Source organism: Thermomonospora cellulosilytica (assembly GCF_014138835.1).
GTDB classification, from domain to species: Bacteria; Actinomycetota; Actinomycetes; order Streptosporangiales; family Streptosporangiaceae; genus Thermomonospora; species Thermomonospora amylolytica.
The window spans coordinates 5,021,883-5,041,749 of record NZ_JACJII010000001.1 but is presented as its reverse complement, the minus strand read 5'-3'; the positions used below and the strand labels follow the sequence as shown (position 1 = coordinate 5,041,749).

Here is a 19,867-nt window from a genome sequence, read left to right as displayed (position 1 = left end):
GTCAGGTTCCGGTGGGGCGGCGGCGTGCCGGGGGATCGGCCGAGGACGCGGGGCGGCGCCCGGGCGGCACGCGATCGACGACTGCGGGCTCGTACGCGCTCGCCTCCTGCGCGGCGAGGGCGCGGGCCAGCGGGCGGGGGGTCCGCACGAGCATCGGGGCCGTGAACACCCGGCGGGCCGTGCCACCGCACCCGCCGCAGCGCTGGGACCGGCCGGCCTCTCCCAGCGGTCGGATCACCTCGAAAGGCCCGCACTTGGGGCATCTGTACTGATATATGGCCATGACGATCTCCTGGGATGGATTCTGGGGGAAGATCGTTTTTGTCCCGACGTGCGCGTCGATGGCTGGCCCTACCCAGGGCCGAGGCGTTCTCAACTTGGGAGCCGGCACCTGAAGTGCGGGAAGGCGGTCACGGGCCGCGGTGCGGCCGGGCCCGGCTGGAAGGGCATCACCCGCCCGCACGGTCCGGCGTGCCCGGTGCGGGGCATCGCGGCTTGCTCGGCGGTTCCGGCGATGCGCGGCGGCGGGCGCGTACGGACCGTCCTCGGGGACGTCGGACGCCCGTGAGGCTCAGCCGGTGTACGGCGGCGCCACGCCCCAGCCCCAGCGCGGGACCGGGGCCTGCATCGGCGGGGAGGCGTCCGGCTGGGAGTTGGCCAGGGCCAGCCGGGTGCCCCACTCGATGTAACCGGCGAACGCCGCGCGGAACTCCGGATCGGACGGCAGGCCCACCTCGTCGGCCGCGTCCATGAGCAGGCTCACCCAGCGGCGCCGCTGCGGCTCGGTGATCGCCTTGCCCAGGTGCCGGGTGAGCATGTGGTGGTAGCCGCCCCGTTCACGGGTGTACCGGTCCGGGCCGCCGAAGACCTCGGCCAGCCACATCGCGACGTACCGCGGGTGGCCCGGGTCCATGTGGGCGAACAGCGGCCCGACCAGGTCGTCGGCGAGCACCTTGGCGTAGAAGGTCTCGGTGAGCCGTTCGAACGCCTCGGTGCCGCCCTCCCACGCGTACAGGCTGGGCACGGACCCGCCGGCGCCGCGCACGGCGGTGCGCTCGTAGTGCCGCATCTCCTCGATCCGCTGCACGTACGGCCGGATCTCGGCGAAGAACGCCGCGAAGTGCTCCCCCCCGTAGGGTGTGGTGATTACTTTGCGTATCTGATCGTTACGGATCGTCATGCGGTGGGGAAGCCTGCTTGGACGTCCTCGTCGGGGACGCCCAAGCGAAGGGAGCAGCGCTCTTATGTCCGTCCGAACGCGGATCATCACCTTGCTGTCGGGGGCCGGGGCGGCCACCGGGCTGGCGGCCGTGACCGCCGCCCCCGCCCACGCCCAGGCCCCGGTTCAGGTGCCGGGACTGTTGGACCCCGTGAGCGGCCTCGTGCAGGCCCTTCTCAGCCTCGTGAGCGACCGCGAGGTCAAGACCGACATCGCCCCGGTGCGCTGGGATCGATGAGACTCCTTCGCTTCGGGCGAAGCCGCCGGTGGGGGCGTTCGAGCAGTCGGACGGCCCCACCGGGTGTCGCCACCACGGCGCCGGCGGCGGACGCCGTGCCGGTCAAGCCGGTCAACGGGTACGACGTCCTGGACAAGGTCGCGGCCCTGCCGATCAGCACCTGGCGCTACCAGTGGGAGCCCGAGCACGTCCGGCACCTGGGGCCCATGGCCCAGGACTGGCACGCCGCCTTCGGCCTCGGCGACACCGACACCACGATCCCCCTGGTCGACGCCCACGGCGTCGCCCTGGTGGCCATTCAGGCCCTGCACCGCCGCGTCACCGACCTCGAGCAGCAGCTCGCCGCGCTCACCGGCGCGTCCTCCTCGTCCCGTCCTTGACGGCCGGGCCGCGTTCCACGGCACCGTCCCCGCTGCGGCCGTGCTTCTGGCGAACACTGATGAGTCGTGATCGGGCCCCGTGGGCGCCCGGGGCCGCTCCGGGCGCCTCTTCACGGGCGGCCGGGCAGGTCAGGGCCGCCGGGCGAGGGCCGCCCGGGTCTCCGAGCCGATGATCCCGTCGACCTCCAGCCGGTGCAGCTGCTGGAAGGTCCGCACCGCCTCGTCGGTCTTCTGGCCGAACACGCCGTCGACGACGAGCTCGGGGTCGGCGCCGTGGACGTTGAGGCGGCGCTGGGCCTCCTCGACGTCCTCGCCCTCCATGTGCGGCGTGGTCAGCCGCAGCAGGCGCGGCTCGGCCCGGCCGCCGCCGCCGTCCTCGGCGTAGGCGGGCCGCCCGTACCCGGCGATGTGGTTCGCCGAGCGGACGCGCCGCAGGCACCGGTCCCCGGTGTTGCCCTCGATCGTCTGCACCCTGCCGCCGCCGAGCGCCTTCTCCACCACGCCCACGTGGTCGATGGCCCCGATGGCGTTCGACTGCCCCCAGTCGAAGAACACGATGTCGCCGGGCTTGGCCCGGTCGACGTTCGCGGCGGTGCCGGTGTGCCAGCGGCCGATCCGCTGGAAGTCCTGGGCGTGCCAGACGGTGTAGGCCCGGTCTCCGCCCGTCAGGACTGCCCGTTCGTTGTTGCTGTTGCGCGCCCAGTAGGTGACGGCCATGTCGCACCAGGGCGCGCGCAGGAATCCCGAACCGTGGCGGGCGGCGTAATCACGGCTGATCTTGTTCGGCCGGCCGGACGTTCCCAGGGACGCCCGCGCCGCATCCAGCATTCCTTTCGCGCTTCCCATCACGCCCCCGTTCCGTGGTAGACGCCGTCCGGATCGGGCTCGCCGTACAGTTCGCGCAGCACCTGCTCCTCGTCCGGCTCGGTCGCCCGATGCGCGTCGGCGTTCCGGTCCACCTGGTCCATGTGGGTGACCTCGTCACCCTGCTGTTCGGTCATGGACTTCTCCCTCGCGCTCACCGGTCGCGCCGGGCGAACGCATGTCCGCCGCGCGATCCGTTCACGCGTCATCCGCATGTCTCGTTGTTCGGCCGCATGGCATGTCCTGTGCGGACCCGTCCATGGCCCGGCGCGACGGAAAGCAGAGACGGCATTCCTCGCGGGATGAGCGACGGCGGCTTCGCTTTCCAGCCGCTCGGTGACCGGCCTCGCCGGCGCTATCACCATGGGCCCGGGACTCGTCGCGGCACCGCCATGACGCGACGGCGCGCTCATGGTCGCGGTGCGGGGCGAGCGTATGTCGATGACGGCCGGAGTCGAATGGTCGATGCATCCACCGGCCTTACTGACAGATTTCGCCTCCGACAGCTCGGCTGTCAAGAAGCCTGGAGGGAGATGGGGGTGTCTGTACCCGATCGGGGTGTTCCGCCCGGGGCGGCCTCGGTGGCGCCGCCCCGGGCGGGCGTCAGCGCGGCGGCGCCTCGGTCGCCGGGAGGACCTCGGCGGTGCAGTGACGGCAGCGCCGGGCCTCCAGCGGGATCGGGCTCAGGCAGTGCGGGCAGTCGCGTTCGGTCGCCGTCTGCCCGCGATGCAGCCGGGCCAGGAGTTTGGCGGTGGGCAGGACCAGCAGGAAGTAGACGATCGCGGCGGTGATGACGAAGGACGTCGCCGAGGTCAGGAACACCCCGTAGGGGAACCGGGTGCCGGAGACGGTGAAGCTCAGCCGGGAGAAGTCGGGCTCGCCGCCCAGCAGGGCCAGCAGCGGGGCGATGAACGCGGTGACGAAGTCCTTGACCAGGCCGGCGAAGGCGGCGCCGACCACGAAGGCGACCGCCAGGTCCACCAGGTTGCCGCGGACCAGGAAGCTGCGGAAGCCGCCCAGCGTCTCGACGCCCGACCTGCGCAGCTCGACCAGGTCGGGGCGGTGGGGGACAGGGGGAATCCTCATGCGCCCCCCTTTACCCTCTGTTGGCCGGACCTCACCGGTCAGGTACGAAGGCGAGCCCGCGGGGCCGGGGCGGTCCCGCGGGCTCGGCGCGTTCGGGCGTTCAGGAGGTCTTGGTGATCCGGGCCTTGGCGGCGGCGCTGTCGGGGTGGCCGATGGCCAGGCCGGTGTCGGGGTCGAAGAAGTGCAGCCGGTGGGTGTCGACGGCCAGTTCGACCGGGCGGCCCGGGCGGACGGCGGACCGGGCGTTGACCCGGGCGGTCCACAGCGCCCTGTCCTCGTTCAGCGGGATCGCGGCGTCGTCCTCGCCCTCCTCGTCGGCGGCCAGGTCGGCGGTGTCCTTGTGCTCGACCGGCGGGGCGTCGATGGTGAAGATCACGTTGATCTCGCTGCCCAGCTCCTCGATCACGCCGGCCTCGACGGTGAAGGTGGCCCAGTCGGGCTTGGCGTGGGCGGCGTCCTCGAAGTCCGAGGGGCGGATGCCGAGGATCACCTTGCGGCCCAGGTAGCCGTCCAGGCCGGGCTTGGTGGTGAGGGTCTCCTCGGGGACCGGCAGCCGGACGCCGGCGAACACGGCGTGCACGCCCTCGTCGCGGACCAGGTCGGCGGTCACGAAGTTCATCGCCGGAGAGCCGATGAACCCGGCCACGAACAGGTTCACCGGGTGGTCGAACAGCCGCTGCGGGGTGTCGACCTGCTGCAGTCTGCCGTCGCGCAGCACGCAGACCCGGTCGCCGAGGGTCATCGCCTCGATCTGGTCGTGGGTGACGTACACGGTGGTGACGCGCAGCCGGTCGTGCAGCTGGTTGAGGGAGGCCCGCATCGACACCCGCAGCTTGGCGTCCAGGTTGGACAGCGGCTCGTCCATCAGGAACGCCTTGGGCTCGCGGACGATCGCCCGGCCCATCGCGACCCGCTGCCGCTGGCCGCCCGACAGCGCGGCGGGCTTGCGGTCCAGGAACTGCTCCAGGCCGAGCATCTTGGCGGCCTCCTGGACGCGGCGGTTGCGCTCCTCCTTGGGCATGCCGCGCAGCTTGAGGCCGAACGCGAGGTTCTGCGCGACGGTCATGTGCGGGTAGAGGGCGTAGTTCTGGAACACCATGGCGATGTCGCGGTCCTTGGGGGCCAGGTCGTTGACCACCCGGTCGCCGATGGTGATGGTGCCGGCGCTGATGTCCTCCAGCCCGGCGATCATGCGCAGCGCGGTCGACTTGCCGCAGCCCGAGGGGCCCACCAGCACCATGAACTCGCCGTCGCGGATCTCCAGGTCGAGTCCGTCCACGGCCTTGACGCCGCCGGAGTAGACCTTGTCGACCCCGTCCAGCACGATCTGCGCCATCGCAACCTCCGGTGAATACGTTTCCACCGAACTTCATCAGGACGCCTGCCCGCTGTCAAGAGTGGTATGGACCAATCTCCGGCATAGCTGACCGGATAAGGCCAAGTGAAGCCGAGGATGGCCCTGCTCGGTCCTGCGGTTCGCGCGGCCGGCCGCGGTACTGTGTGGAATCGTTTCCAACAGTCTTCACGTGGGAAGATGTGTGCGGGCCGAGCATGGGGAGGACGATGTCCGGGAGCGGGCGGTGAGCCGCGCGGCGACGATCAAGGACGTCGCCCGCCGCGCCGGGGTCGGCGTCGCCACGGTGTCCCGGGTGCTGTCGGGCTCGGGCCCGGTCAGCCCGGCCACCCGCGACCGGGTGCTGGCGGCCGCCCGGGAACTGGAGTACCGGCCCAGCGCGCTCGGCCGCAGCCTGAAGACCCAGCGCACCGGCACCCTCGGCCTGGTCGTGCCCGACGTCACCGACCCGTTCTGCGCGGAACTGGCCGCCGGGGTGCTGGACTGCGCCCGCACGTTCGGCGAGAACGTGCTGCTGGACGCCGCCCACGACGACCCCGGGCGGGAGGCCGAGATCGTCGACCGGCTCGTCGAGCAGCGCGTCGACGGCATCATCGCGGTGCCCGCCGGGGAGGAGGCCGCCTGGCGGGCGGCGGTGCGGGCCGGCGTCCCGGTGGTGTTCGCCGACCGGGCCCCGGCGGGCCTGCCGGAGGTGCCCACGGTGCTGGCCGACGACGCCGCCGGGGTGCGCGCCGCGGTGGAGTACCTGGCGGGGCTGGGGCACCGGCGCATCGGGTTCCTCGGCACCACCGCCGCCGACACCGGGGTGCGGGAGGAGACGTTCCGCGCCACGCTGGCCGAACGGGGCCTGGCGGTGCGGGAGGAACTGCTGGTCCGCGCCCGGCCGCACCGCGACAGCGCGTTCGCCGCGGCGGCGGGCCTGCTGCAGAGCCGCCCGGACATGACCGCGGTGCTGGCCGCCACCCACCTGCTCGGCGAGGCGGCCGTGCTGGTGGCCCGGGAGCTGGACCTGCGGATCCCCGCCGACCTGTCGATCGCGATGGTCGACGACGTGCCGTGGGCGGAGCTGTGCGACCCGCCGCTGACCGCGGTGGCGCGGCCCGGACGGCGGATCGGCTACCAGGCGTGCGAGGTGCTGCTGCGCGACCCGGCCCGGCGGGACCGGTCCCGGCCGGTGGTGCTGGCGGCCGAGCTGGTGATACGCGGCAGTTGCGGGCCTCCGGCCGGATTGCCCGGCGGTGCCGCGCGACCGGCGCGGACACGCTAAATTTCCTCCGTGGAGGAGATCGACCGCCAGATCATCGCCCTGCTGGCCCGGGACGGCCGGATGAGCTTCACCGATCTGGCCAAGGAGACCGGGCTGAGCGTGTCCGCGGTGCACCAGCGGGTGCGGCGGCTGCAGAAGCGCGGCGTGGTCAAGGGGTTCACCGCGCAGCTGGACGCCGAGCAGATCGGGCTGCCGCTGACCGCGTTCGTGTCGATCAAGCCGATCGATCCGGCCGCGCCCGACGACGCCCCCGAACGGCTGGCGCACCTGGCCGCGATCGAGGCCTGCCACTCGGTGGCCGGGGACGAGAGCTACATCCTCAAGGTCCGCGTCGCCACCCCCAACGACCTGGAGGACCTGCTGCAGCGGATCCGGGCGGCCGCCAACGTCTCCACCCGCACCACCGTCGTGCTCAGCACCCCCTGGGAGGACCGGCCGCCGCCGCTGTGACCGCGGTCAGCGGCCCGGCCGCAGCGCCTCCAGCACCTCCTCGGCCCGCCGCATCGACGCGGCCGGGTCGGCGTCGGGCCCGACGATCTCCGGGTCGAAGTTCAGGTCGACGAACAGCTCGGTGACCCCCCGCCCGGCCAGCCAGGCGATGTCGCCGGCGATCTCGTCCGGCGACCCGGTGAGCCGGCGGCGGTCCGCGCGCCCGGCGGGCCGCACCCGGACCGCGCCCCGGCACACGAACCGCAGCGCGTCCGGATCCCGCCCGGCCTCCTCGGCGGCGGCGCGCACGACGCCGATCTGGTCGGCCAGCGTGTCCAGGTCGGCGCGGCTGGCGCTGACCCACCCGTCGGCCAGCCGCCCGGCGCGGCGCAGCGCCGGCGCGGCCGCGCCCCCCAGCAGGATCGGCGGCCCCGGCCGCTGCACCGGCTTGGGCTCCATCCGCACCGGCGGGACGTGGTGGAACTCCCCGTCGAACGCGACGGTGTCCTCGGTCCACAGGGCCCGCAGCACGGTCAGGAACTCCTCGGCCCGGTCGCCGCGCCGCTCGGTGGCGGCGCCGGTGGCGGCGAGCTCCTCGGGCATCCAGCCCAGGCCCAGCCCCAGGTCCAGCCGGCCGCCGCTGACCCGGTCGAGGGTGGCGGCCGTCTTGGCCAGCAGCGGGGGAGAGTAGAACGGCATGTTCACCACCGCCACCCCCAGCCGGATCCGGCTGGTGCGGCCCGCCAGGTACGCCAGGGTGATCAGCGGGTCGGGCACCGCCCGGTAGGGGCCGGGGTCCTCGCCGGCGGGGGTGAGCAGCCGCTGCAGCGTCCACACCGAGTGGTAGCCGAGCTCCTCGGCGCGGCGGGCGATCCGCTCCTGGTTCTGCGGGGTCGCCCAGGCCCCCGACATCGGCACCGCGAACCCGATCAGCATCCGTGCTCCTCTCCCCGCTCCGCCGAGCTGAACCTTACAACGTCAAGGCGCGCGGCGATCACCAAAAAATCTCCACGGAAGAACATGGGAAGGCGTCGCCACCTCCCTCTGAAGGCTCCACCGGAAAGACCCGCCGCACCCCGGCATCCGCACGAACGCCTCGGACCTGTCGTCGAAGTGCCCGGACGGCGGCGGCCGGCCGGTCGTGGCGCGGGGCGTTCGGTGGAGGAACGCTCCTCTGGCTGCGGTGATGGATGGTGATCGTTGGTCACTGGTGGTGAAATCGAGGCGTCGGAGGGCAGATCCGCCCTCGGGGAGAGTAGCCAGGATCACCCGGAGTGGTCGTTGATGGGCCATTACGCTTGCGGCGGGAGGTGCTGATGCGAAGTCGCGAGCAGCTTGTCGACTCGGTGAAGCCCAGGCTGCGCGGCTGGCTGCATCTGGGGACGTTCCCGCTGGCGCTGATCGCCGGCATGGTGCTGGTGGCGCTGGGACCCACGGTGCAGGCCCGGCTGGTGGCCGCGGTGTACGCGCTGACCTCGGCACTGCTGTTCGGGGTGTCGGCGCTCTACCATCGGGGCCGCTGGTCGGCGCGGATGGAGGGCCTGCTGCGGCGGCTGGACCACGCCAACATCTACCTGATCATCGCCGGGACCTACACGCCGTTCGCGGCGCTGATCCTGGACGGCGCGGCACGGGTGATCGTGCTGTCGGTGGTGTGGGGCGGCGCGACCGCCGGGGTGCTGTTCCGGGTGCTGTGGGTGGGGGCGCCGCGCTGGCTCTACACCGCCCTGTACATCGGGCTGGGCTGGGTGGCGGCGTTCTTCGTGCCGCAGTTCCTGGAGGGCACCGGCTGGGCGGTGGCGGCGCTGGTGGTGATGGGCGGGGTGCTCTACAGCCTCGGCGGCCTGGTGTACGGGCTGCGGCGGCCGGATCCGTCGCCGCGGTGGTTCGGCTTCCACGAAGTGTTCCACGCGCTGACGGTGGCGGCGTACGTGCTGCAGTACATCGCGGTGTCGGTCGTGGTCTACCGCGCGGGACCGCTGTGACGGGGGGCGGGCTTCGCGGGCTGCGGTGCCCCAGTGGGCGGCTGCCGTGACCGGCCACCGGGCGGGACGAGTGCCGCCGGTGCGGTCCGGCACAATGAGGACGTGACCAAGCGTCGCCGTTCCCCGTCCGTCCGCCCGTGCCCGTGCGGGCTGCCCGCGTCGTACGAGGAATGCTGTGGGAGGTTGCACCGGGGCCGGGCGCAGGCGGTGACGGCCGAGCAGCTCATGCGCTCGCGGTACAGCGCGTTCGCCGTGGGAGACGTGGCGTACCTGCACCGCAGCTGGCATCCCGGCACGCGGCCGCCCCGGATCGACCTCGACCCGGGGACGCGCTGGGAGGCGCTGGAGGTTCTGGGCACCACCGGCGGCTCGGCGTTCGACACCCGGGGAACGGTCGAGTTCCGCGCCCGTTACACCGAGCGCGGCGAACCCGGCCACCTGCACGAGGTCAGCAGTTTCGTGCGGGTCGACGGCGCATGGGTCTACCTGAACGGCAGGCCCGGGACACGTCCCGCCGGGTAACGCGGCCGGGACCGGCCGTAGCGGGGCAGCGGGCAGGTACCGCCGGACGGTTCCCTCCGCGCGGGCCACCTGATCGTCGGCGGCGGGCTCAGGCCGGGGTGACGATGAAGGTGGAGTTGCCGAAGCCGACCTCGTCGCCGGGGCGCAGCCGGGCGGGGCCGGTCAGCCGCCAGCCGTTGATGCGGGTGCCGTTCATCGAGCCGAGGTCGGCGAGCATCCACTCGCCGCCCTCCTGGAACAGCTCGGCGTGGAAGCGGGAGACGGTCAGGTCGGCCAGGACGAAGTGGCAGCCGGGGGCGCGGCCGATGACGATCCGGCCGACGTGGGCGGGCGGGAGCCGGAACCGGGGCAGCCGGGGCGCCCGCCAGGCGGCCTCGATCCGCGCGGTCATCGCCGACACCGAGGAGACCAGGCCGGTGATGCGCTCCACCACGCCGTGCCGCGGGGGCAGGTCGTGCACGATGTCGTCGAGCTCGGCGCGGCTGCGGGCGGCCAGCACCTGGTCGACGCGCCGTTCGAAGGTGTCGTGGGACATCCGGCCCTCGGCGACACGGTCGCTGAGCACCTGCAGCACCCGGTCGCGTTCGCTGTCGGACGCCCGAACCGGGTACGAGGCCTGACCGTCCATGATTGCGAGTATCCAGTTCCCCTCGGCGGCTGTCCAGATGAGCGCACCGGTGGCACCGGCCCCCGCGCCGAGGCCGGCGCCACCGACGTTTCCGACGCCTGCGGCGCCCGTTTTGTTCGCGGCGGATCGCCCGGACGCCGGGCGGGGGCCGTGACCTGCGGGACGGTTCAGCGGGACAGCAGGTCGCGGGCGATGTGGGTGATCTGGATCTCGTCGGTGCCGGCGTAGATCTGGAACGACTTGGCGTCGCGGGCCAGCTGCTCGACGCGGAACTCGCTCATGTAGCCGTTGCCGCCGAACAGCTGGACGGCCTCGGAGGTGACCTCGACGGCGGCCTGCGCGGCGTACAGCTTCATCGCCGACGCCTCGGCGAGGGTGGGGGTGCGGCCGGCGCGCTGCATCTCGATGTGCCGGAACACCAGGTTCTGCACGTTGAGGCGGGCGACCTCCATCTTGGCGAGCTTGAGCTGGATGAGCTGGTACTCGCCGATGGGCTTGTCCCACAGCACCCGGGTCCTGGCGTACTCGACCGACAGGCGCAGGCATTCCTCGATGACGCCGAGGGCCATGGCGGCCAGGCCGGCGCGTTCGGTGACGAAGTTCTGCCGGGCGGACTCCTTGCCGCTGCCGCCGCCGGTCAGCAGCCGGTCGGGGCCGACCCGCACGTCGGACAGGAACAGTTCGCCGGTGGGGGAGGAGTGCAGGCCCATCTTGCGCAGCGGCCTGCTCTGTTCCAGGCCGGGCATGCCGCGGTCCAGCACGAAGCACAGGATCTCGCGTTCGCGCGGGGGCCGGCCGTCGTCGAGCTTGCAGTAGAAGACGATGGTGTCGGCGTGCGGGCCGTTGGTGATGAAGGTCTTGCTGCCGTTGAGCACGTACTCGTCGCCGACCCTGCGGGCGGTGGACTGCATGCCGCCGAACGCGTCGCTGCCGGAGCCGGGCTCGGTGATCGCCCAGGCGCCGACCTTGTCGAAGGTGAGCAGGTCCAGGCCCCAGCGTTTGCGCTGCTCGGGGGTGCCGCGCTTCATGATGGTGCCGGCGGCCAGGCCGAGGCTGACGCCCATGGCGGTGACCAGGCCGGGGGAGACCTTGCACAGTTCGATGATCGGCAGCATGGTCATCGAGGCGCTCCGCCCGCCGCCCGGCCCGCCGGGGTCCTCGCCGGAGGCGCGCCTGTCGAACGAGGCGCGCGCCATCTCGTCCATGCCGAAGGTGCGCATCAGCCCCCGGATCAGGTCGTACGGGGGGATCCGCCCGGAGTCGAGGTCGTCGAGGCGGGGGCGCACCTCGGCGTCGACCCAGTCGCGGACGGCGTCGCGGATCATGAGGTCTTCCGCGGACCATTCGATCATGCTCGGTTCCTTTCGCCCGGCCCGGTGCCGAGGCCATCCAAGCAGACCGCGCAAGCGTCCGCTTACCCGGGGTTTCCCTGTCGCGGCGCCCGTTCCAGGGCGGGCAGGGCGCGCAGCAGGGCGGCGCCCTGGTCGGCGGGCGGGCGGTCAGCGGGTGAAGGAGACGACGTCGGCGCGGATGCCGCCGTCGGGGGTGAGCCGCTCCCCGGCGGGGCTGTCGTAGACCACCAGCAGGGTGGGGCCGGGGCCGTGCGACTCGTCGAGGACGGCGATGCCCTCGGCGTGGTCCTCGCCGTCGCCGTGCGGCAGGTCGCCGACGTGGTCGAGTTCGTGGCGGTGCACGATGTCGGGGGCGGCGACCTTGGCGGCGCCGCGCCAGCGCAGCACGCGGACCGGGCCGCTGAGCGCCATGGTGGGACCGGCGAGGATGAGCAGGTCGTCGCCGTCGGGGCACAGGTCGCGGATGCCGAGGCCCCCCAGGTCCAGGAAGTGGGTGCGGTAGCGGTCGCCGCCGTCGATGCGGCGCAGCCTGAGCCGTCCCGGGTCGTCGGGGTGGGTGTCGGGCCAGATCTCCACCAGCACCGCCCAGCCGCGCAGCACCGGGCCGCGGAACCCGATGTAGAGGCGTTCGCCGACGGCGGCGATGCCCTCGACGTCGATGCCGTTGTCCTTGCTGGGGATGTTCAGGAACGGCGCGAGGTGGGGGTCGTCGGCGAGCAGGTCGGTCAGGGAGTCGCCGCGCCCGCCGAGCACGGCGGCGGTGCGGTCGCCGTCGGCGCGGACCGGCTCGGGGAGCCCGTCGGGGCCGGTCACGAGCGGGATCCGCACCAGGACGTGCCGGTTCTCCTCGCGCACGACGGTGGCCAGCCGCCTGCGGGCCTTGGCGTCGGGCTGGCCCTCCTTGATCCGCTTGCGCTTGAGGCTGTGCGACCCGACCGCCCACAGCCAGCCGTTCGCGCGGGCCAGCCCCTCGATGTCGGCCTCCTCGTCGGGGCCGGCGGGCAGTTCGACCAGGTCGGCGAGCGGGACGGTGCGCTGGTCGCCGTAGCCGGTGACGTTGCCGTCGGCGTCGAGTTCGGCGGTGAGCCGTTCGACGGTGGCGGTCTCGTCCCCGGCGACCCACAGGCAGCGGCCGTCCTGGCGCACCGCCGACAGGTTGACGTGCGTCTGGGCGGCCTGGCTTTCCGGGGCGAACCGCAGCTCGACCTGACGTTCCACGATCATCCGTCGATGCTGCCACAGGAACGCCCGCCCCGGACAGTTGATCTACAATGTAAAGGTCACAGGTCAGATGCGTCGATCAGTTCCCAGGCCCGGGAACGATCACCGGGCGGCGGCCTGCTCGGCCCACCAGGCCCGCCCGGCGGACGGGAGGGTGTGGATCGGGTCGTAGTACTCGTAGCGGCGGGTGAGGGCGTCGGGATCGGCGGCCTCCAGGGCGGTGCGGTAGTTCTTGGTCCAGTAGGAGATGCCGCGTTCCCGGTCGTAGTCGGCGGGCTGGTGGACCCAGCGCTTGCCGACGTACGGCACGTCGCACACGATCCGCGGGGTGGCGAACCCCGGCAGGTAGCCCATGATCGCGTGCTGCAGCTCCTGGGCCCGCCACAGCGGCAGCCGCCAGTGCTCGCTGCCGGGGATCATGTCGCACATGTACAGGTAGTACGGCATGATCTGGGCCTCGTCGAGCAGGGCGAACGACAGGTCCAGCAGGTCGGCGGGGGTGTCGTTGACGCCGTGCAGCAGCACCCCCTGGTTGCGGACGTCGCGGATCCCGGTGTCCAGCAGGGCGCGGGCGGCGCGGGCGACCAGCGGGGTGAGCGACCGCGCGGTGTTGACGTGGGTGTGCACGGCGATCTGGACGCCGCGGCGGCGGGCCTTGGCGGCCAGCCGTTCCATGCCGGCGCGGACCTCGTCCTGCAGCCAGTGCTGGGGCAGGCCCATGAGGGCCTTGGTGGCCAGCCGGATGTCGCGGACGGAGTCGATGTCCAGCAGCGCGTCGACGAACGCCTCCAGCCGCGGCCAGGGCAGGTTGGCGACGTCGCCGCCGGAGACCACCACGTCGCGGACGCCGGGGGTGCGGCGCAGGTAGTCGAGCATCGCGGCGTGCCGGTCGGGGTTCTTGAGGGTGAACCGGTGCTTGGCGACGGCGGGGGTGGAGGTGCCGACCAGGTCCATGCGAGTGCAGTGCCCGCAGTACTGGGGGCAGGTGGGCAGCAGCTCGGCGAGGACCTTGGTGGGGTAGCGGTGGGTGAGTCCCTCCACGGCCCACATCTGCGCCTCGTGCAGGGAGTCGCGGGTGGCGCGGGGGTGGGAGGGCCAGTCGGCGCGGCGGTCGCTGAACACCGGGATCATGTAGCGGCGCACCGGGTCGGCGTAGAACGCGTCGGTGCCGCCGGTGTCCATGGTGTTGAGCATCTGCGGGGTGACCAGCATCGACATGGTGGCGTGGGTGGCCTGGTCGCGCTGCAGGTCGGCGTAGAAGGACTCGTCGATCAGGTCGCCGAGGACCTCGCGCAGCTGCCGGACGTTCTTGACGCAGTGGGCGCGCTGCCACTGGGCGGACTCCCATTCGGCGCGGGTGACGTCGCGCCAGCCGGGCAGGCGCCGCCAGTCGGGTTCGGTGAGCGGGCGGCGGCGGTAGGGGTAGGGCTGGGACGCGGGGTCCGGGGCGGCCGTTCGCGGCGCGGCGGTGGTCGCGGTGCTGGTCACGGTGGTCATGGCACCCTCCGTTGGGTGTCGACGCCCAGTGGAATCCGTATATGTTCCAGTCTTGATCTGACCGTACGGGAAGAATTCCGTCGAGACCAGAGATACCCCGGATGTTCTCAAGTGAACAGGGGGCGGGCTACCGTGAACGGATGGATCACCGGATCATCTCCGCATCATCCCCGCTGGGCCTGCACCGGGTCGTGGACCCGCCCGGGGTGCTCCCGCAGGCCGCCCGCCGCCTGGACCCCGACCCGCGGATCGGCCCCGACGAGGTCCGGGTCCGCGTCGAGCGCCTGAACCTGGACGCCGCCTCGTACCGGCAACTGCACGAGCGGCACGGCGGCGACGGGGCGGCGATCCGCGCCGCGGTGCTGGAGATCGTCGCCGAGCGCGGCAAGATGCACAATCCGGTGACCGGGTCGGGCGGGATGCTGGTCGGGACGGTCGAGGAGGTGGGCCCGGACTCCCCGCTGGGCCTTGCGCCGGGGGACCGGGTCGCCACGCTGGTGTCGCTGACCTGCACCCCGCTGGCGATCACCGACGGGCTGGCCCGCTGGGACGGGCTGGACGAGCAGGTCCCCGCCGACGGGCACGCGATCCTGTTCGCCCGTTCGATCGCCGCGGTGCTGCCCGGCGACCTGCCGACGCCGCTGGCGCTGGCGGTGCTGGACGTGTGCGGCGCACCCGCGCTGACCGGCCGGGTGGTGCGCGCCGCCGGGGCCGCGCCGGTGGTGGCGGTGCTGGGGGCGGCGGGCAAGAGCGGGTCGCTGTCGCTGGCGGCGGCCCGGCGGGCGGGCGCCCGCACGCTGATCGGGCTGGTCCGCGACGACCGCGAGGCCGGGCTGCTGGCGGCGGCCGGGCTGGCGGACCGGGTGACGGTCGCCGACGCCCGCGACCCGGTGGCGGTGGAGGCGGCGGTGCGGGCGGCCGGGGGACCAGCGGACGTGACGGTGGTGTGCGTGGACGTGCCCGGCTGCGAGCACGGCGCGATCCTGGCCACCGCGCAGGGCGGGACGGTGGTGTTCTTCTCGATGGCCACCTCCTTCACCGCGGCGGCGCTGGGGGCCGAGGCGCTGGCGGCCGACGTGACGATGCTGATCGGCAACGGGTACGTGCCCGGCCACGCGGAGGCGGCGCTGGACCTGGTGCGCTCGTCGGCCGGCGTTCGCGATCTTTTCACCGCCAGGCTGGGACATTCTCCGCAAGAATGAGTCGACCTTCCCGGCGCCGCCGTCTCATGACGGAGCACCCCCGGGGGCCGGGCACGGCGTCACCGGGGAGGATTCGGTGATCCCCGCGGGGGACGAGCGGAGGGAGCGGGCATTGAGCATCGTGGAGTCGCTGCGGCGGCGGGAGCCCGAGGACCGGCAGGCGCAGATCGTGGACGTGCTGGTGGAGGCGTTCGCCGACCTGATGCGGCGCAGCCCGGCGGAGTTCCGCCGCCGGTTCCGCAAGATGGCCTCCGATCCGTTCGCGTTCTACCGGGGCAGCGCCTGCCTGTACTACGCCGACATCGTGCACGACGAGGACCCGTGGGCCGACGAGCGCACCTCGCGGGTGTGGATCCAGGGGGACCTGCACGCGGAGAACTTCGGCACCTACATGAACGACGACGGCGTGTTCGTCTTCGACGTCAACGACTTCGACGAGGCGTACGTCGGGCACTTCACCTGGGACATCAAGCGGCTGGTGGCGAGCGTGGCGCTGCTGGCGTGGATCAAGGCGATCTCCGACGACGACATCCGCCGGCTGATCGCCGCCTACGTGCGGGCCTACGTCGACCAGGTCCGCTACTTCCACACCAACCCCGGCGACAGCAGCTGGGCGATCACGCTGGACAACGCCGAGGGCTATGTGCGGGAGGTGCTGATCCAGGCGCTGGCGTCGACGCGGATCGAGCTGCTGGAGCGCAAGACGCTGGTGGAGGAGCACGAGCGGCGGTTCAAGTCCGGGCCGGGCGTGCGGCGGCTGGACGACGCCGAGCGCGCCAAGGTGGAGGCGGCGTTCACCGAGTACCTGGACACGATCCCGGCCGAGAAGCGGTTCTCCAGCATCACCTACCGGGTCAAGGACATCATCGGCAGCTTCGGGTTCGGGATCGGGTCGGCGGGCCTGTCGGCGTACAACATCCTGGTGGAGGGCCGCACCCAGGCGCTGGAGAACGACGTGATCCTGTCGATGAAGCAGGGGAACGTGGCGGCGCCGAGCCGGGTGGTGGACGACGCCCGGATCCGGGAGTTCTTCCTGCACCACGGGCACCGCACCGCGGTGTCGCGGCGGGCGCTGCAGGCCAACACCGACCCGTGGCTGGGCCACACGCAGATCGACGGGGTCGGCTACGTGGTGCAGGAGCTGTCGCCGTACGAGGAGGACCTGGACTGGTCGGGGCTGACCGAGCCGGCGGAGATGCTGCCGCTGCTGGAGGACCTGGGCCGCGCCACCGCCAAGATCCACTGCGTGTCGGACCGGGACTCGGACCACTCGCTGGTGGACTTCCAGGTGGAGGACGCGATCATGGAGGTGATCGGGCGAACCGGCGAGGACGCGTTCGTGGACGCCATGGTCTCCTTCGGCATGGGGTACGCCGAGATCGTCCGCGACGACCACCGCCTTTTCGTCGACGCCTTCCGTTCCCAGCAAGGGCCTTTGAAGCTGCTCCTGGAGTCGTGACCCGACGACGCGAAGGCATTCGTCCACACCGCATCAAAGCGGGTGTCCCGCCGGTCGCCGCCGTTCACGGCCGTGTCAGCCGGGACCGCCGCTCACGGTTCGTCACGCCATTACTCCAGAGCGGGCTTTGGGCGTGATCGGCCGCCTTGACAGCTCCTGCCGATCGGATAGTACGTTGGCGCCACTTTGAGCCGCGAACGTGCTACGGGCCCGAGCAGGGCAGCCGCCGATGTGGGAACCGTGACGACTTCGGGGAGCTGAGTGTGGTCCTCGCCCAGGAAACAAGCCTTCGTCTCGACGCCGGGGTGATCGACTACGCGATCATCGCGCTCTACTTCGCGTTCGTGCTCCTCATCGGCTATCTGGCGCGGCGGGCGATCTCCAACAGCCTGGACTTCTTCCTTTCCGGGCGCTCGCTACCGGCCTGGATCACCGGGCTGGCGTTCATCTCCGCGAATCTCGGCGCCGTCGAGATCATGGGCATGAGCGCCACCGCCGCGCAGTACGGGATGCCGACCATGCACTACTTCTGGATCGGCGCGGTCCCCGCAATGCTGTTCCTGGGCATCGTGATGATGCCCTTCTACTACGGGTCCAAGGTGCGCAGCGTCCCGGAGTTCATGCTGCGTCGCTTCGGTCCCGGAGCGCACCTGGTCAACGCGGTCAGTTTCGCGTTCGCGCAGGTGCTGATCGCCGGCATCAACCTGTTCCTGCTCGCCCGGATCGTGAACGTGCTGCTGGGCTGGCCGCTGTGGGTCGCCGTGATCGTGGCCGGGCTGATCGTGCTGCTCTACATCACCGCCGGCGGGCTGTCGGCGGCGATCTACAACGAGGTGCTCCAGTTCTTCGTGATCGTGGCGGCGCTGGCTCCGCTGACCATCGGCGGCCTGATCCAGGTCGGCGGCTGGGACGGGCTGGTCGATCGGGTCAGCGCGGGCCCGGGCGGGGCCGAGCAGATGAGCGCCTGGCCCGGGAACGAGCTGGCGGGCTTCGACTCCAGCGTCCTGTCGGCGATCGGGCTGGTGTTCGGGCTGGGCTTCGTGCTGTCGTTCGGGTACTGGACGACGAACTTCGTCGAGGTGCAGCGGGCGATGGCGTCCAACAGCATGAACGCGGCACGGCGGACGCCGATCATCGGTGCGTTCCCGAAGATGTTCGTGCCGTTCATCGTGATCGTGCCCGGCATGATCTCGGCGGTGCTGGTGCCCGAGATGATCGCGGGCAAGGCCGGCGGCGACGTCGACTACAACAACGCGCTGCTGTACCTGATGCGCGACATGCTCCCCAACGGCATGCTGGGACTGGCGATCGCCGGGCTGCTGGCGTCGTTCATGGCCGGCATGGCGGCCAACATCAGCGCGTTCAACACGGTGTTCAGCTACGACATCTGGCAGGGGTACGCGGTCAGGCACCGCTCCGACGACTACTACCTGCGGGTCGGCCAGGTGGTCACCGTGCTGGCCACCGTGGCGGCCATGGGCACCGCGTTCATCGCGGCCGGCTACAGCAACCTGATGGACTACCTGCAGCAGCTGTTCTCGTTCTTCAACGCCCCGCTGTTCGCCACCTTCATCCTGGGCATGTTCTGGAAGAGGATGACCCCGACGGCCGGGTGGCTGGGACTGGTCAGCGGTACCGTGGCCGCGGTCGGCGTCTTCCTGATGAACGAGACGGGCGTGATCGACCTTCCCGGCCAGGGCGCCAGCTTCATCGGCGCCGGGGCGGCGTTCGTGGTCGACATCGTCGTCAGCTGGCTGGTCACCATGGTCACCCGCTCCAAGCCCGAGCGCGAGCTGGCGGGCCTGGTGTACTCGCTGACACCGAAGGAGAGCTTCCGGGACCCGCGCGACGCGCGCGAATCCTGGTACCAGCGGCCCGGCCTCCTGGCCGGTGTCGCCCTGGTCCTGGTGATCGGCCTGAACGTCGTCTTCGGCTGAGCAAGGAGACCACAGATGTCCACGCCGCACAGCGACCCGCAGCGCGACCGCCCGCGCAGGGAACGGGCGGGGGTCTTCGACATCCGCACCATGATCGGCCTGCTGATGGGGATCTACGGGGTGATACTCGTCGTCACCGGCCTGGTCGGGACGACGGAGGAGGATCTGGCCAAGGCCGACGGCATCAACCTCAACCTCTGGACCGGGATCTCGCTCATCGTGGTGGCCGCGGTGTTCTTCGTCTGGGCCCGGCTGCGTCCGATTCTCGTGCCCACCGATCCGCCCCCAACGGAACGGGACCCGGACTGAACCCTTCTGATCGACGGCCTGAAGCGAGCCGGCTGACCCCGCCGGCGCGATGCGGGCGATGGTCTCGGCGTGCACCGCCCCACCGCGCCGGCCATGTCCCCGCTTTGACGGCGGGCCTAGGCTCGAAGGTGGTCATGCCTGTTGCCTCGCACGTCGCGGTGGCGGCGGTTGTCATCGTGCTGACGCTGGTCAACGTGCTGAACAACCGCCTGTTGCCCGCTGCCTACGTGCTCACCTCGATCGTCGCGACCGCGGTGCTGCTGGTCCTGCTCAGGTCGGCCGGCGTCGGCTGGGACCAGGCGGGGCTGGGCCGCGACGCGGTGCGCCGCGGAGTGACCTGGGGTCTGCTCCTCGTGGTCGTGGTGGCGGTCTGTTACCTGGTGTGCGCGCTGCTTCCGGCGACGCGGGATCTCTTCCTCGACCGCCGGGTCGGCAGCGCCGACCCCGGCAGGCTGGCCTTCGAGGTCCTGGTGCGCATACCCGTGGGCACCGTTCTGCTGGAGGAGGTGGCCTTTCGCGGAGTGTTGTACGCCCTGGTCAGATCCGAGCACGGCGTGGCGTGGGCGACCGTGGTCTCCTCGGGGCTGTTCGGTCTCTGGCACGTCGTGCCCGCCTCCGGCATCAGCACGGTCAATCCCTTCTTCACGCGGATCTTCGGTGCGGGGCCGCTGGGTGCGGTGATCGCCACGGCGGTGGCGGTGGCCGCCATGGCCCTCGCCGGGGCGGTCCTGTGCGAGTTGCAACGCCGCAGCGGCAGCCTGCTCGCACCCGCGGCGCTGCACTGGGCGGCCAACGGGCTCGGGTTCATCACGGCCTATCTGGTCATCAACTTCCGCTGAGCCACGTGCGGGCTGTCCCGCCGCGCGGATCGCCGGACGAGATCCGGGCGCGTGAGACCGGGAACGTCCGTCCCGGGCC

22 protein-coding genes are annotated in these 19,867 nt (G+C 72.0%); 11 read left to right on the top strand and 11 right to left on the bottom strand.

Going from position 1 to position 19,867, the window contains the following annotated elements; all coding sequences use genetic code 11:
* Window position 1: 1 nt before the first annotated feature.
* Both HNR21_RS23600 and HNR21_RS23595 read right to left on the bottom strand, forming a co-directional pair.
* A complete protein-coding gene (locus tag HNR21_RS23600) occupies window positions 2–283 on the bottom strand; it encodes an FmdB family zinc ribbon protein (protein WP_119730577.1) in 282 nt (93 codons plus the stop codon).
* A gap of 288 nt (window positions 284–571) precedes the next feature.
* Complete coding sequence (locus tag HNR21_RS23595; RefSeq protein ID WP_246442311.1) at window positions 572–1,180, bottom strand: group II truncated hemoglobin; 609 nt, start codon at window positions 1,178–1,180, stop codon at window positions 572–574.
* Between the two features lie 64 nt (window positions 1,181–1,244).
* Here HNR21_RS23595 and HNR21_RS23590 point away from each other — a divergent pair, with 64 nt between their 5' ends.
* Entirely contained in the window at window positions 1,245–1,457 is a 213-nt protein-coding gene (locus HNR21_RS23590) for a hypothetical protein (protein WP_119730575.1), read from the top strand.
* Between the two features lie 95 nt (window positions 1,458–1,552).
* On the top strand, window positions 1,553–1,837 hold the full coding sequence (locus tag HNR21_RS23585) for a tail fiber domain-containing protein (protein ID WP_182706904.1): 285 nt from the start codon (window positions 1,553–1,555) through the stop codon (window positions 1,835–1,837).
* Window positions 1,838–1,966: 129 nt separating this feature from the next.
* Here HNR21_RS23585 and HNR21_RS23580 read toward each other — a convergent pair whose 3' ends face one another.
* The 4 genes from HNR21_RS23580 to HNR21_RS23565 all read right to left on the bottom strand — a co-directional run bounded on the left by HNR21_RS23580 (window position 1,967) and on the right by HNR21_RS23565 (window position 5,123).
* Window positions 1,967–2,683: a peptidoglycan-binding protein gene (locus HNR21_RS23580; RefSeq protein WP_182706903.1), complete on the bottom strand. Its 717-nt coding sequence runs from the start codon at window positions 2,681–2,683 to the stop codon at window positions 1,967–1,969.
* Window positions 2,683–2,838 carry a hypothetical protein gene (locus HNR21_RS23575; RefSeq protein ID WP_182706902.1) on the bottom strand — a complete coding sequence of 52 codons (156 nt, stop codon included), beginning with the start codon at window positions 2,836–2,838 and terminating at the stop codon, window positions 2,683–2,685. The genes HNR21_RS23580 and HNR21_RS23575 overlap by 1 nt, the downstream gene beginning before the upstream one ends.
* 466 nt (window positions 2,839–3,304) lie before the next feature.
* The gene (locus HNR21_RS23570; RefSeq protein ID WP_376766599.1) at window positions 3,305–3,787 is read right to left on the bottom strand and encodes an MscL family protein; all 483 of its coding nucleotides are present in this window, start codon (window positions 3,785–3,787) and stop codon (window positions 3,305–3,307) included.
* A gap of 100 nt (window positions 3,788–3,887) precedes the next feature.
* Window positions 3,888–5,123: an ABC transporter ATP-binding protein gene (locus HNR21_RS23565; protein WP_182706901.1), complete on the bottom strand. Its 1,236-nt coding sequence runs from the start codon at window positions 5,121–5,123 to the stop codon at window positions 3,888–3,890.
* A 244-nt stretch (window positions 5,124–5,367) separates the two neighbouring features.
* Between HNR21_RS23565 and HNR21_RS23560 the strand changes: the two genes are divergently transcribed.
* Both HNR21_RS23560 and HNR21_RS23555 read left to right on the top strand, forming a co-directional pair.
* The gene (locus tag HNR21_RS23560; protein WP_119732086.1) at window positions 5,368–6,408 is read left to right on the top strand and encodes a LacI family DNA-binding transcriptional regulator; all 1,041 of its coding nucleotides are present in this window, start codon (window positions 5,368–5,370) and stop codon (window positions 6,406–6,408) included.
* 9 nt (window positions 6,409–6,417) lie between these two features.
* Entirely contained in the window at window positions 6,418–6,858 is a 441-nt protein-coding gene (locus HNR21_RS23555; RefSeq protein WP_119730572.1) for an Lrp/AsnC family transcriptional regulator, read from the top strand.
* A 6-nt stretch (window positions 6,859–6,864) separates the two neighbouring features.
* On the opposite strand, the gene HNR21_RS23550 is transcribed toward HNR21_RS23555, so the two are convergent.
* Entirely contained in the window at window positions 6,865–7,773 is a 909-nt protein-coding gene (locus HNR21_RS23550) for a TIGR03619 family F420-dependent LLM class oxidoreductase (RefSeq protein WP_182706900.1), read from the bottom strand.
* Between the two features lie 380 nt (window positions 7,774–8,153).
* On the opposite strand from HNR21_RS23550, the gene trhA reads away from it, so the two are divergent.
* On the top strand, window positions 8,154–8,822 hold the full coding sequence (trhA, locus tag HNR21_RS23545; RefSeq protein ID WP_182706899.1) for a PAQR family membrane homeostasis protein TrhA: 669 nt from the start codon (window positions 8,154–8,156) through the stop codon (window positions 8,820–8,822).
* 102 nt (window positions 8,823–8,924) lie between these two features.
* On the top strand, window positions 8,925–9,344 hold the full coding sequence (locus tag HNR21_RS23540; RefSeq protein WP_182706898.1) for a YchJ family protein: 420 nt from the start codon (window positions 8,925–8,927) through the stop codon (window positions 9,342–9,344).
* 88 nt (window positions 9,345–9,432) lie between these two features.
* On the opposite strand, the gene HNR21_RS23535 is transcribed toward HNR21_RS23540, so the two are convergent.
* The 4 genes from HNR21_RS23535 to HNR21_RS23520 all read right to left on the bottom strand — a co-directional run bounded on the left by HNR21_RS23535 (window position 9,433) and on the right by HNR21_RS23520 (window position 14,042).
* Window positions 9,433–9,972 (bottom strand): FHA domain-containing protein, encoded by a 540-nt coding sequence (locus HNR21_RS23535; RefSeq protein ID WP_119730569.1) that lies wholly within the window; start codon window positions 9,970–9,972, stop codon window positions 9,433–9,435.
* A gap of 167 nt (window positions 9,973–10,139) precedes the next feature.
* Complete coding sequence (locus tag HNR21_RS23530) at window positions 10,140–11,324, bottom strand: acyl-CoA dehydrogenase family protein (RefSeq protein WP_182706897.1); 1,185 nt, start codon at window positions 11,322–11,324, stop codon at window positions 10,140–10,142.
* 147 nt (window positions 11,325–11,471) lie between these two features.
* The gene (locus HNR21_RS23525; protein ID WP_182706896.1) at window positions 11,472–12,548 is read right to left on the bottom strand and encodes a DUF3616 domain-containing protein; all 1,077 of its coding nucleotides are present in this window, start codon (window positions 12,546–12,548) and stop codon (window positions 11,472–11,474) included.
* 99 nt (window positions 12,549–12,647) lie between these two features.
* Complete coding sequence (locus HNR21_RS23520) at window positions 12,648–14,042, bottom strand: KamA family radical SAM protein (protein ID WP_182706895.1); 1,395 nt, start codon at window positions 14,040–14,042, stop codon at window positions 12,648–12,650.
* A gap of 140 nt (window positions 14,043–14,182) precedes the next feature.
* Here HNR21_RS23520 and kdd point away from each other — a divergent pair, with 140 nt between their 5' ends.
* The 5 genes from kdd to HNR21_RS23495 all read left to right on the top strand — a co-directional run bounded on the left by kdd (window position 14,183) and on the right by HNR21_RS23495 (window position 19,788).
* A complete protein-coding gene (kdd, locus tag HNR21_RS23515; protein ID WP_182706894.1) occupies window positions 14,183–15,244 on the top strand; it encodes an L-erythro-3,5-diaminohexanoate dehydrogenase in 1,062 nt (353 codons plus the stop codon).
* A 112-nt stretch (window positions 15,245–15,356) separates the two neighbouring features.
* Window positions 15,357–16,703, top strand: coding sequence for a DUF2252 domain-containing protein (locus tag HNR21_RS23510; RefSeq protein ID WP_246442309.1), 1,347 nt, complete (start codon window positions 15,357–15,359; stop codon window positions 16,701–16,703).
* 263 nt (window positions 16,704–16,966) lie between these two features.
* Window positions 16,967–18,640 carry a sodium:solute symporter family protein gene (locus HNR21_RS23505; protein ID WP_182706893.1) on the top strand — a complete coding sequence of 558 codons (1,674 nt, stop codon included), beginning with the start codon at window positions 16,967–16,969 and terminating at the stop codon, window positions 18,638–18,640.
* A gap of 15 nt (window positions 18,641–18,655) precedes the next feature.
* Window positions 18,656–18,949, top strand: coding sequence for a hypothetical protein (locus HNR21_RS23500; protein ID WP_182706892.1), 294 nt, complete (start codon window positions 18,656–18,658; stop codon window positions 18,947–18,949).
* A gap of 134 nt (window positions 18,950–19,083) precedes the next feature.
* Window positions 19,084–19,788, top strand: coding sequence for a CPBP family intramembrane glutamic endopeptidase (locus HNR21_RS23495; RefSeq protein ID WP_182706891.1), 705 nt, complete (start codon window positions 19,084–19,086; stop codon window positions 19,786–19,788).
* Window positions 19,789–19,867: the final 79 nt, after the last annotated feature.